Origin of the sequence: Burkholderia sp. HI4860, assembly GCF_002223045.2 — a bacterium.
GTDB lineage: Bacteria > Pseudomonadota > Gammaproteobacteria > Burkholderiales > Burkholderiaceae > Burkholderia.
In genome coordinates this window covers 1,295,125-1,307,378 of record NZ_NKFO02000001.1, presented here as the reverse complement: position 1 = coordinate 1,307,378, position 12,254 = coordinate 1,295,125, and the positions used below count along the sequence as shown (strand labels likewise).

Below are 12,254 nucleotides of genomic sequence, written 5' to 3'. Positions count from 1 at the left end.
CATTTGACTGCGGCGGGAAACCCGCCGGGCCGCGTTTCCCGAAAGCGAAATTCTGTATTGCCTGACGCGCGCGAATCGGCGCGGCGCCGGTTGCTACACTTTGCGCTTCGCCGAACGACAGACCAAGCAAAGGGGCTCGCGCCATGTACCGCAAAGGCAGTGTGATCGAAATCCAGTTTCCGCCCGAACGTCTCAACGACGCGGCCGGCGATCCGTACTGGATCGACCTGACGCTCGACGAGGCCCGCCGGCTCTACGAACAGCTCGCCGCGCGCTTCGCGACCGATGCACGCGCCAACCAGCCGCTCGACACGTTCTCGATCGACTGATCTCCGCGGCTTCACGCTCACTCCGCATTCCGGGGCGGCGCCCGCCGCCTTCCCCCCGGCACCGCCCGCCCAACCCGCATCGACAGCCGGCCGCCTGCGCGGCACGCGGCACGAGTGCAGGATTCGACAAGACGCCCGCATCGCTTCCCCCGATACTGGCCGACTTCACGATTCTGTCCGGCCGCGTCGCGGCCCGCCACGCATGCTGACCTCGCTCGTCGCCGCCGCCTTCGTCGCCCTCTGGTCCACCGGCTTCATCGTTGCGCGGGCAATCAAGCCCTACGCCGATCCGAACCTGTTCCTGCTCGCGCGCTTCGCGGGCACGGCCGCGCTGTTCGGCGCGGTGGCGCTCGTTTCTCGCGCGCCGTGGCCGGCCCGGCGCGAATGGCCGCGCCACCTGATCGCGGGCGCGCTGCTGCAGGGCGTCTATCTCGGCGCGAGCTACTGGGCCGTCGCGCAAGGGCTGAACGCCGGCGTCATGGCGCTGCTCGGCGCACTGCAGCCGCTCGCCACCGCCGTGCTCGCCGTCCCGCTGTTCAACGAGCGCCTGCCCGCGCGCGGCTGGTTCGGCATGGCGCTCGGCCTCGCCGGCGTCGCACTCGTGCTGGCGCCGAAGGTCACGGGCGGCGTCGCGCCGCCGCCGGGCGCCGCGCCGGCGTGGCTCGTCGTCGCCGTCTCGGTGCTCGCGGTCGGGTCGATCACCGCCGGCTCGCTGTACCAGAAAGGCAAGCTCGCGCAGAGCGACCTGCGCACGGCGGTTGCCATCCAGAACTTCGGGGCAGCCGTCGTCGCGGCCATCTTCGTCGCGCTGCTGCACGAGACGCGCTGGATCGGCGCGCCGGCGCTGTGGGTGTCGCTCGTGTGGGGCGTCGTGTTCCTGTCCGGCGGCGCGGTCACGATGCTGATGTGGATGCTGCGGCGCGGCAACGCCGCACGCGCGACGTCGCTGCTGTTCCTCGCGCCGCCGCTGGCCGCGCTGCAGGGCTACTGGCTGTTCGGCGAGACGCTCGCGGCGATCCAGCTCGCCGGCTTCGCGCTCGCGTTGGTGGGCGTCGTGCTCGCGCGGCGCTGACGCGGCCGGCCGTGTGGGGGCGCCATGCAGCCGCGCCCACATCAGCCGCCACACGCATCGAATCCCGGCCGCGCGAACGCCCGTCACGCGGCATCGTTGCACCCGCCCGGCCCGCCGTGCACCACGGCGATGCGGCCGTCTCGCCGAAGCAACGCGAAATCGCCGGATCGCACGCCCGGCGCGGCACCGCGCCGCGATTGCGCTTATGATGGGCGCCTTGATTTCGTTCCGGAACTCCTTTCATGACATCCGCCGATTACGCCAGCCGCCAACGCGCGATCATTGCCGAACTGAACGTCGCCCCGCACTTCGACGCCGAGGCCGAAATCGACCGCCGCGTCGAATTCCTCGCGCAATACCTTCGTTCGACCGGCCTGCGGACCTACGTGCTCGGCATCAGCGGCGGCGTCGATTCGTCGACGGCCGGCCGGCTCGCCCAGCTGTCGGTCGAAAAGCTGCGCGCAGGCGGCTACGATGCCCGCTTCATCGCGATGCGTTTGCCGAACGGCGTGCAGAACGACGAAGCCGATGCGCAGCGCGCGCTCGCGTTCGTCCGCGCGGACGAGGAACTGACCGTCAACGTGAAGCCGGCCGCCGACGCGATGCTCGCCGCGCTGGTCGCGTCCGGCCATGCGTTCGAGACGCCGGCGCAGCAGGACTTCGTGCACGGCAACGTCAAGGCGCGCGAGCGCATGATCGCGCAGTACGCGGTGGCCGGCGCGCGGCGCGGCATCGTGATCGGCACCGATCACGCGGCCGAGTCGCTGATGGGTTTCTTCACGAAGTTCGGTGACGGCGGCGCGGACATCCTGCCGCTCGCGGGGCTGAACAAGCGTCGCGTGCGCGCGGTGGCCCGTGCGCTCGGCGGCGACGAACTGATCGTGATGAAGGTGCCGACGGCCGACCTCGAGGAACTGCGCCCGCTGCGCCCCGACGAGCACGCGTACGGCGTCACCTACGACGAGATCGACGACTTCCTCGAAGGCAAGCCCGTCGCCGACCACGTGTACGAAACGGTGCTGCGCTTCTACGACGCGTCGCGCCACAAGCGCGCGCTGCCGTACACGATGTTCGACTGGCCGGCCGCGTAAGCCGCCCAGCTTAAAAAAACGGTTCATCGCGGGAAACCGTGGAGCGTTTGAGGGGGATTGCGTAACCTGACGCCTGACTTTAAGGACGTCAGGAGGAGCAATTGCTCGATCGCAAGGCACTTCAGGCACTGGGCTGCTGGACGGGCTATCGGTTAGAGCGGGTGGAATGGCCGGAAGGAGAAGGCCGTACGCTGTCGCTGCATTTGAAGCCGGTCAGCAAGGTGATGTACTGCGAGCAATGCGGTGCACGGTGCCATCAAATCCACGAGACGACGGTTCGCCGCGTGCGCGATCTGCCGTTGTTCGAGTACCGGGTGGTGCTGCACGTCCCCTGCCGCCGGGTCTGGTGCGAACGCTGCGGCGGTCCGCGACTGGAGAAGCTGGTGTGGCTGGGCCGTTACCAGCGAGTGACGGAGCGATTTGCCAAGGCCTGCGAGAAACTGCTGCAAGCGGCCAGCGTACAGGCAGTGGCGGCTTTCTACGATCTGGGCTGGCACACGGTCAAATCGATCGACAAGATGCGCTTGCAAGCGCGTGTGGCTGAGCCGGACTGGTCGACGATCCGCTATCTGGCGATGGACGAGTTTGCACTCCATAAAGGCCATAGGTATGCCACGGTGGTGGTCGATCCGATCGGCCGGCAGGTGCTCTGGATTGGATCGGGACGCTCACGCGAGACGGCCCGCGCCTTCTTCGAGCAGCTTCCTGAGGGTGTCGCCGAGCGCATCGAAGCAGTCGCGATCGACATGACCACGGCCTACGAGTTGGAAATCAAGGCGCAGTGTCCGCAGGCCGAGGTGGTCTACGACCTGTTCCACGTCGTGGCCAAGTACGGGCGCGAGGTGATCGATCGGGTACGTGTGGATCAGGCCAATCAGTTACGCCATGACCGGCCGGCCCGCAAGGTATTGAAATCCAGTCGCTGGCTGCTGCTGCGCAACCGCCACAACCTGAAGCCCGAGCAGTCCGTGCATCTGAAGGAACTGCTGGCAGCGAATCAGCCCTTGTTGTGCGTCTACGTGCTACGCGACGAACTCAAACGGCTCTGGTTCTACCGAAAGCCTGCCTGGGCGGAAAAGGCCTGGGAACACTGGATCGAGCAGGCCCGGCAAAGCGGGATTGCCGCGCTGCAACTGTTCGCGCAGCGCCTACAGGGTTACTGGCACGGAATCCTCGCCCGCTGCCGCCATCCGCTCAATACCAGCGTCGTCGAAGGCATCAACAACACCATCAAGGTCATCAAACGTCGGGCCTACGGGTATCGCGACGAGGAATACTTCTTCCTCAAGATCCGCGCCGCGTTCCCCGGTAATCCGCGATGAACCAAAAAAACGCCGCGCGCACCGTCACGGCTGCGCGCGGCGTCCTGCCGACGGGCACCGTTACGCGTGCCCGCCCGTCTTCGTCGCCTGCAGCGCACGAATCCGCATCCGCGCGCCCGTATCGCTGACCGTCGCGTCGTACATCGCCGCGAGATCGCGCTTGAGCGCGGTACGCGAGCCGCCGTCGAGATACACCATGTGCCCCGACGGATAGAAACGCGCGGACAGGTTCTGCCGCACCTTCTGATCCTCGAGCGGCATTTGCTGCAGGTCGATCACGGTCTGGTAGAACGGCGTGACGAAATCGTAGAGGCCGTTCGCCGACAACACCTTCAGGTCGACGTTCAACGCCATCACCGCCGCGAGATCGCCGGCCGTGTAGAGGATCACGTTCCCCTGCGCATCGATGCCCTGCTGCGCGCCGGTCGGGTCGATGTGGTGGAAATCCCAGTTCTGGAACGCCTGGTCGTTCAGGTCGGTGAACGCGGAACTCGACGTGAACTTCAACTGCTCGTTCAGGTAGCTGTTCCACATCGCCGTATAGACGCCCGTCACGGCCGTCATCGTCGGATCGTTGCCGCCGGAGTTCGGGTCGATCTTGCCGGCGATACCCGACGAGATCCCGGTCACGCGGCCGTCGTACGAACCGAGCGCCAGCCCCTGTGCCTGCAGCAACGTCGTCAGGAACAGCGAATTGCCGCGCGCGTTGTAACCGGCAATATCGAGCCCCCAGGTCTGCAGCGTTGCCGTGTCGATGCCCGTGTATTGCGACAGCTTCTTTACGGCGGCCGGGTCGGCATGCGGCACGTTGCGCAATGCGGTCAGGTAGTCGGTGCGCGCGAACTGCGCGACTTCCTCGACGAACGCGCCGAGATCGGTCGGCGCCGGCGTGACGCCGAGTTTCTTGTGATACCACGCATCGGCCGCCGCGGTCGGCAGCGCGCCGACCGGGTTGCCGGCCTGCCGGTAGTCGAGGATCGACGACTGCAGCGTGATGCCGTTCAGGTCGACGCCGTCCTCGTGCAGCTTGTACGCGAGCACGCAGCTGCGTGCGGTGCCGTACGATTCGCCGAACAGGTATTTCGGCGAATTCCAGCGGTTGTTCTTCGTCAGGTAGCGCTTGATGAACTGCTTCAGCGAATCCGCATCCTGGTCGACACCCCAGAAGTTGCGATTCTTGTTCGGCGCAACCGCGGCCGAATAGCCGGTGCCGACCGGGTTGATGAACACCAGGTCGCTGTGGTCGATCATGCTGTCCGGGTTGTCTTCCATCTGGTACGGCGCGGGCGGCGTGAAGCCCGGCATCGACGTCTTGATGCGCTTCGGCGCGAACGAGCCCAGCAGCACGAACACCGACGACGAGCCCGGCCCGCCGTTATAGAAGAACGTCACGGGCCGCGTTTCTTCCTTCGCGCCGTCGGCCGTGAACGCGACGTAGAAGAGCTTCGCGGCCGGCTGCGAACTGCTCGGGTCGACCGTCACGAGGTGGCCGGCCGTCGCCGTGTACGCGATGCGCTTCCCGTCGATCAGGATCGTGTGATGCGTGATCGCGGCCGCCTCGGTCGTGTCGGTCACCGAGTCGTCGGGGCCATTGCCGTACGCGACCGGATCGAAGAACGGCTGGTCGCGCCCGTGGCTCAGCGCGACCGGGTTGATGGTCGGCGGCACGCCATGCGAGTTGTGGTCGCCGTGATGCAGCGGATACACGCCGCCGGAAGATGCGGAATCGATGCCCATCGTGCTGCTCCTGGAGGTGAGAAAAAGGCGCGGACCGGAAGCCCGCGCCATACGGAAAGACGTCTCCCGCGGCCGTCAGCTCGACGGCTTGCGCGTCAGGATCGCGGCGAGCTGCGCGCCGTTCGGGCTGCCGAGGCCCGTACACGCATCCCAGCCCTGCGCGGCCGCGTACGTACCGTTCGATCCCTGCGTGATGTCGCGCAGCGCACCCGGATTCTTGTAAAGCACCGGATTGATCCAGCCGGCAGTCGCACCGCCCGCCGCCGCACTCGCCGCCGCATTGATCCGTGCAATCAGCGCGGCCCACAGCGGCGCGACCGCGCTCGTGCCGCCCATCACCGTGGCCGTGCCCGCGATCGACACTTCGTAGCCGGTCTGCGGCGACGCGTCGCCGGCCACGTCCGGCACGCCGCGTTTCGCGAGCGGTGCGCTGCTGCCGTCGGCGCGCGTGACGGTGAGCCCCTGCTGCCACGCCGGCAGGTCGAACAGCGTGCTGACGCCGCCCCCGCCCGCGCCGCCGCCGGCCGCCTCGTCGTTCCACGTGACCTCGCTGCGGATGCCCTGCCCGGGCAGCGCGTCGAGCTGCGTGCCGCCGCAGCCGAGCACGTACGGGCTCGAGGCGGGGAAGTCGACATGATCGGCGCCGTCCTGCAGCCCGTCGCCCGAACCGCTGTCGCCCGACGCCGCGCACACCGTGATGCCCTGCGCGGCGGCCGCCTGCAGCACGCGGTTGAACGCCTGCGCGGACTGCGCCTGCCAGATCGCCTCCGGGCCGCCCCAGCTGATCGAGATCACCGACGGCTTGTTGGTCGTATCGTTCACGGCCGCGTTGACGGCCTGGATGAAGCCCGCGTCGCTGTTCGGCGCGAAGTAGACGGCGATCTTCGCGGCCGGCGCGATCGCGCCGGCGATCTCGATGTCGAGCGCGACTTCGCCGTCCGGGCCGCTCGGGTCGCCGGTCGGCGTGTTGCGGCCGGTGCCGACGTTCACGTCGACGAGCGTCGGCGGCGTCGTGATGCCGAGCCCGCGGAAATACTGCTGGATGTCGGCCGCGCGGTAGCCGCCGCCGAGCTCGATGATCGCGATGCATTGCCCGGCGCCGTCGCCGGCCGGAAAGCCGTACAGCGAGGCCAGCTGGATCGGGGTGAACGTGACGCTCGATGCGCCGCCGCGCGCGGGCTTGAACGGCGGCCGCAGCCGGAAGTGCGGCCGCGCCTGCGGACGGCTGTCGAGGCCGAGCACGGCCGTGACGGCATCGCCGAGTTCGTCGGGCAGCGCGATCGGGCCGGAGCGGCCGCGATACTGGCCGATCGACCGATGCTCGAAGCGCTCGAGCTTGACGCTGAACGCGGCTTCGAACTGCTGGATCGTGCCGGACAGCACGACCACGCTTTCAACGGGATCGACGCGATCGACCGTCAGCTGATGACGACGCGCGAAGTCCTCGGCCTTGCGAATATCGTCGGGATTGGCGGAAAAGCGTTGCGCGAAGGTGGCGCGCGACACCGGTTTCGCTTGCGCGTCGCCGGTGGCGAGCTGGTGAAGCAGCGTATCGAGTTGCCCTTCTTCCTGCCGCCGCAACATGATCGTGACGTGGATGCGTTCTGCCGGATCGCACGGGCCGAGGCACTTGGACTCGGCGACGATTCGGGGTTCACGGTCGGCGTGAAGATGCCTTGCCATGTTCAGTCCCTCCTTGGTACCGCGTTGCACGGAACAGCCAGGAAATCGGACAGGGCCGGCGGGAGACGGTTCCGTTCGGTCGGTCGGTTCGCGCAGCGCGAAGTAACAGGGAGTTTAGAACAGTCAGACGATTTGCGCGCACGCCGTTCTGCGACGGGGCGCACGCGCGGGCCGGCGTTGCGCGCGGCCTGCATCGCGTGCGGCGCCGCGCCGCGCGACCTGCGCCGGCGCAACGCCGCATCGGGTCTCAGTCCATCGACAGTCGCAGCGCGAAGCCGATCAGCGCGGCGGAAAACGTCCAGCGCTGCACCGTCTGCGCGAGCGGATGCGCGCGCATCCACGCGGCGATCCGCGACGCGCCGAACACGCACGCGAGGTCGAAGCACACGCCGGCCGCCACCAGCAGCGCGCCCAGCTCGAACATCTGCAATACGACCGGCCCGGCCTCCGGGCGCACGAACTGCGGCAGCAGCACCGAGCAGAACAGCAGCGCCTTCGGGTTCAGCAGGTTGGTGAGCAAGCCCTTCACGAACGACTGGCGCAGCGCGTCCGCCGAGGCCGCCGCATCGCCGTCGCCGAGCGCGAACACGGGGGAGCGGAACACCTGGATCGCGACATAGGCGAGATAGAGCGCGCCGCCGTAGCGGATCACTTCGTACAGCCACGGCGCGCTGCGAATCAGCGCCGCGACGCCGCAGGCGGACAGCGTCACGTGCGCGGTGCGCGCGAGCGACAGGCCGGCCGCCGCCGCCATCCCCGGCCGCACGCCGCGGCCGATGCTGGTCTGCAGCACGAGTGCCATGTCCGGCCCCGGCACCGCGTAAATGGCCGCCAGCGCGGCGAGATAAATCAACAGCAAATGCGTGGAAATCATGGTCTGCCCCTGTCCTCTTACGACGATATGTTGCCGCCAGAGTGCGAGGGATTATTGGCCATCTTTGGTTCAGGATTGGCGATCCGTAGGGGAATCCGCCACAATCATGCAATCCATAAAAGGATTCCGCCAACATGACCGAACTCGACAAAACCGACCGCGCCATCCTTGCCGCGGTGCAGCGCGACGGCCGCCTGCCGATCGCGCGCCTGGCCGATTCCGTGGGCCTTTCCGAGACGCCCTGCGCGCGGCGCCTGAAGCGCCTCGAAAACGACGGCTACATCGAGCGCTACCGCGCGCAGTTGTCACGCCAGGCGCTCGGTTTCGGCGTCGTCGCATTCGTGCTCGTGCGGTTCGCGACGCACGATCGCAAGACCGCCGACCGCTTCGAGCGGGAAGTCCTTGGCATCGAGCGGATCCTGGCGTGCCACAACGTGGCGGGCACGGCCGACTATCTGCTGCAGGTCGTGGCGCGCGATCTCGACGACTACGGCACGTTCCTGCGCGAATCGCTGCGGATGCTGCCGGGCGTGACGTCGATCGAATCGGCGCTGTCGCTGCGCGAGGTCAAGCACGACGCGGGGCTGCCGGTGCCGTGATGCCGGCGGGCGACGGCACCCGCAAGCCGATCCTGTCGCCCGGTCCGTCACGTCGACGCCAATCGATGTGGACCGCGTCGGGCCGAGTCGGGCCGCGCCGCCGCAACACTCGCCCACATTGTTGAGACCGGCAGCCTATGCGATGTCGGGCGGCTGGTGCGCGCGTTCGAGATCCTCGAGAAACGCTTCCACGAGCGGATTGCCGCGCCCGTTGCGCGCGACGACCATGTGGAACGTCACGTCGTAGCGCAATTGCTCCGGATTGAGCGGCGTGAGCAACCCTTGCGCGACGTAAGGCGCCGCGAAGTGCTGCGGCAGGTAGCCGAGGTGGTGGCCGGACAGGATCAGCAGCGCGACGGCCTCCATGTTGTCGGCGGTCGCGGTCACACGGTCGGGCGTCGTCGACATCTGCGCTTCGGGCAGCGGATACGAGCGCCACGCCCATTCGAAGCCCGCGACGTCGGCCGGCGTCAGCGCGCCGGCGCCGTCGAACAGCGGATGGCCGCGCCCGCAGTACGCAACCTGGCGCTCGATGAACAGCGGCGTGTAGTGCAGCGACGGCACCCGGTGCCAGAAGTAGCCGACCGCGATCTGGATCTCGTCGCTCAGCAGCTTCTCCTCGAGATCCCCCGGCGCGCGCACGGAAATCGAGAAACGCACGGCCTCGTCGCGGGTGCGAAACGCGGCGATCGCCTCGGCGATCCGCGCGTTCTGGCTCACCGGCGTATGGCCGATCAGGCCGATGTGCAGCGTGCCGACCAGCTGGCGGTCCATGTGCCGCGCGGCCATCCCGAATTCGTCGAGCGCGGCGAGCAGCTTGCGGCTCATCGCGTGAAACCGCTCGCCCTTCGGCGTGAGCCGGAAGCCGCTACGGCCGCGCTCGCAGAGCCGGTAGCCGAGCCGCGTCTCGAGCGACGAAAGCTGCGCGCTGATCGTCGACTGCCCGACGTTCAGCACCGCCTGCGCGGCCGAGACGCCGCCCGCGTCCGTGACCGCGAGAAACACGCGGATCAACCGCAGATCGAGGGTCGACAGATTCCCCAGCACATTCATCCCCTTCCATACATCGATGAAAATCGATGTTTACGTCGATATCTTCGCATTCTTCTTTCCGGGCCGAGCGCGTAAAACTGTGCGTCAAGCCGCGTCGCATGATACGGCAACCCCACATCGGAAGAGACAGCCCCATGAACGACCACACCCATTTCCAGCCGCTCGGCGGCAATGAAATGCCGCGCTGCGGCGGCATCGCGACGATGATGCGCCTGCCGCACGTGGCGAGCGCCGAAGGCCTCGACGCCTGTTTCGTCGGCGTGCCGTTCGATCTCGGCACCTCCAACCGCACCGGCGCGCGTTTCGGCCCGCGCCAGATCCGTACCGAATCCGTGCTGCTGCGCCCGTACAACATGGCCACGCGCGCCGCACCGTTCGATTCGCTGCAGATCGCCGACATCGGCGACGTCGCGATCAATCCGTACAACCTGCACGACTCCATCGCGCGCATCGAAGCGGCGTACGACGCGATCCTCGAGCACGACTGCAAGCCGATCACGCTCGGCGGCGACCATACGATCGCGCTGCCGATCCTGCGCGCGATCCACCGCAAGCACGGCAAGGTTGCATTGATCCACGTCGATGCACACGCCGACGTGAACGATACGATGATGGGCGAAAAGATCGCGCACGGCACGCCGTTCCGCCGCGCGGTCGAGGAAGGCCTGCTGCACGGCGACAAGGTCACGCAGATCGGCCTGCGCGGCACCGGTTACGCCGCCGAGGATTTCGACTGGTGCCGCGAGCAGGGCTTCCGCGTCGTCCAGGCCGAGGAATGCTGGAACAAGTCGCTCGCGCCGCTGATGGAAGAAGTGCGCGCACGCGTCGGCGATACGCCCGTCTACATCAGCTTCGACATCGACGGCATCGACCCGGCCTACGCGCCGGGCACCGGCACGCCGGAAATCGCGGGCCTCACGGTGCCGCAGGCGCTCGAGATCATCCGCGGCGCGAAGGGGCTGAACATCGTCGGCTGCGATCTCGTCGAAGTCGCGCCGCCGTACGACCCGTTCGGCACCACGGCGCTGCTCGGCGCGAACCTCGCGTACGAGCTGCTGTGCGTACTGCCGGGCGTCGCGTACCGAGACTGATCCCCGCGCCGCCACCTATTCCAAATCAGAGGATTCAGAGGAGCACACATAAAGATGGGGACTTCCGTCAAGCAACCCAAGCGGGCGGCGCTCGCGTCGTTCGTCGGCACCACGATCGAGTGGTACGACTTCTATAGCTACGCGACCGCCGCCGCCATCGTGTTCGGGCCGCTGTTCTTCCCCGGCGAAAACCGCTTCATCAGCCTGCTCGCGTCGTTCGGCTCGTTCGCGGTCGGCTTCTTCGCACGGCCGCTCGGCGGCGTGATGTTCGGCTACCTCGGCGACCGCTTCGGCCGCAAGCGCTCGCTGCTCGCGACGCTGATGCTGATGGCCGTGTCGACCGTCGCGATCGGCCTGCTGCCGACGCATGCGCAAGCCGGGGTGATCGCCCCGATCCTGCTCGTGCTGATGCGCGTGCTGCAAGGCATCGCGGTTGGCGGCGAATGGGGCGGCGCGGTGCTGCTCGCCGGCGAGCATGCGCCGGAAGGCAAGCGCACGTTCTTCGCGTCGTTCGCGCAGCTCGGCAGCGCGAGCGGCCTAATCCTGTCGATGCTCGCGTTCGGCGCGATCAGCACGCTGTCGAAGGAAGACATGATGAGCTGGGGCTGGCGCGTGCCGTTCCTGGCAAGCTCCGTACTGCTGATCGTCGGCTTCGTGATCCGCGCGAGCGTGTCCGAGTCTCCCGAGTTCGAGGAAGTCAAGAAGAGCGGCAACATCGCGCAAAAGCCGCTGCGCGAAGCGCTCAAGTACTGGCCGTTGCTGCTGCTCGCGATCGGTGCGAACGTGTACGGCATCGCCGGCGTGTATTTCAGCAACATCTTCATGATCAGCTACGCGACGCAGTTCCTGTCGCTCGACCGGTCGATGGTGCTGCATTGCATGACGATCGTCGCCGTGCTGCAGTTCGTCGTGCAGCTCGCGGCCGCGTTCCTCGCGCAGCGCTTCGGCACCACGCGCGTGCTGCTGATCACCGGGGCTTGGGCCGCGATCGTCCCGTTCGTCATGCTGCCGCTCGTGCACATGGGCACGCCGCTGTCGATCACGGTCGGCGTCGGCCTCGCGACGCTCGCGGAATCGGGCTACTACTCGGTGGTCGCGGGCTTCGTCAGCGGCATCTTCGTCGCACGCATCCGCTACACGGCGATCTCGATCGCGTACCAGGTGTGCGGCGCGCTCGCCGGCGGCCTCACGCCGCTCGTCGCGACCATCATTGCGCAGAACACCGCGCCGCAATGGTGGCCGCTCGCGCTCCAGTACACGAGCGCCGCGATCCTGTCGTCGCTGTGCGTGTGGCTGATCTCGCGCCGCGTGAGCATCGACGATGCGGGTGCGACAAACCAGAAGGAAACGCCGCTGCCGCGCGGCGCACGCACCGCGTAACCGCTCGCAACGGGCAGGTGCCT

The 12,254-nt window shown here is 67.6% G+C and carries 11 protein-coding genes; 7 read left to right on the top strand and 4 right to left on the bottom strand.

The features are described 5' to 3' along the window. Nucleotides 1-143: 143 nt before the first annotated feature. The 4 genes from CFB34_RS05900 (at nucleotide 144) to CFB34_RS05885 (ending at nucleotide 3,814) form a co-directional block, all read left to right on the top strand. Nucleotides 144-329 carry a hypothetical protein gene (locus CFB34_RS05900; RefSeq protein ID WP_006480515.1) on the top strand — a complete coding sequence of 62 codons (186 nt, stop codon included), beginning with the start codon at nucleotides 144-146 and terminating at the stop codon, nucleotides 327-329. 202 nt (nucleotides 330-531) lie between these two features. Then, complete coding sequence (locus CFB34_RS05895) at nucleotides 532-1,401, top strand: DMT family transporter (protein ID WP_089441619.1); 870 nt, start codon at nucleotides 532-534, stop codon at nucleotides 1,399-1,401. A gap of 242 nt (nucleotides 1,402-1,643) precedes the next feature. After that, the gene (gene nadE / locus CFB34_RS05890) at nucleotides 1,644-2,492 is read left to right on the top strand and encodes an ammonia-dependent NAD(+) synthetase (RefSeq protein WP_089441618.1); all 849 of its coding nucleotides are present in this window, start codon (nucleotides 1,644-1,646) and stop codon (nucleotides 2,490-2,492) included. Nucleotides 2,493-2,593: 101 nt separating this feature from the next. After that, complete coding sequence (locus tag CFB34_RS05885) at nucleotides 2,594-3,814, top strand: ISL3 family transposase (protein WP_242808571.1); 1,221 nt, start codon at nucleotides 2,594-2,596, stop codon at nucleotides 3,812-3,814. Nucleotides 3,815-3,874: 60 nt separating this feature from the next. Here CFB34_RS05885 and CFB34_RS05880 read toward each other — a convergent pair whose 3' ends face one another. From CFB34_RS05880 to CFB34_RS05870, 3 genes are all read right to left on the bottom strand, one after another. Beyond that, nucleotides 3,875-5,551: a peptidase S1 gene (locus CFB34_RS05880; protein ID WP_089441616.1), complete on the bottom strand. Its 1,677-nt coding sequence runs from the start codon at nucleotides 5,549-5,551 to the stop codon at nucleotides 3,875-3,877. Nucleotides 5,552-5,626: 75 nt separating this feature from the next. Next, a complete protein-coding gene (locus tag CFB34_RS05875; RefSeq protein ID WP_089441615.1) occupies nucleotides 5,627-7,234 on the bottom strand; it encodes a S53 family peptidase in 1,608 nt (535 codons plus the stop codon). Nucleotides 7,235-7,481: 247 nt separating this feature from the next. Continuing rightward, nucleotides 7,482-8,108 carry a LysE family translocator gene (locus tag CFB34_RS05870; protein WP_089441614.1) on the bottom strand — a complete coding sequence of 209 codons (627 nt, stop codon included), beginning with the start codon at nucleotides 8,106-8,108 and terminating at the stop codon, nucleotides 7,482-7,484. A gap of 134 nt (nucleotides 8,109-8,242) precedes the next feature. Here CFB34_RS05870 and CFB34_RS05865 point away from each other — a divergent pair, with 134 nt between their 5' ends. Further along, nucleotides 8,243-8,707, top strand: a complete 465-nt coding sequence (locus CFB34_RS05865; protein ID WP_046549763.1) for an Lrp/AsnC family transcriptional regulator — start codon at nucleotides 8,243-8,245, stop codon at nucleotides 8,705-8,707. A gap of 135 nt (nucleotides 8,708-8,842) precedes the next feature. On the opposite strand, the gene CFB34_RS05860 is transcribed toward CFB34_RS05865, so the two are convergent. Beyond that, on the bottom strand, nucleotides 8,843-9,754 hold the full coding sequence (locus CFB34_RS05860) for a LysR family transcriptional regulator (protein WP_043181461.1): 912 nt from the start codon (nucleotides 9,752-9,754) through the stop codon (nucleotides 8,843-8,845). Between the two features lie 140 nt (nucleotides 9,755-9,894). On the opposite strand from CFB34_RS05860, the gene speB reads away from it, so the two are divergent. Then, entirely contained in the window at nucleotides 9,895-10,851 is a 957-nt protein-coding gene (gene speB / locus CFB34_RS05855) for an agmatinase (protein ID WP_011353980.1), read from the top strand. A 54-nt stretch (nucleotides 10,852-10,905) separates the two neighbouring features. Next, entirely contained in the window at nucleotides 10,906-12,231 is a 1,326-nt protein-coding gene (locus CFB34_RS05850) for an MFS transporter (RefSeq protein WP_089441613.1), read from the top strand. Nucleotides 12,232-12,254: the final 23 nt, after the last annotated feature.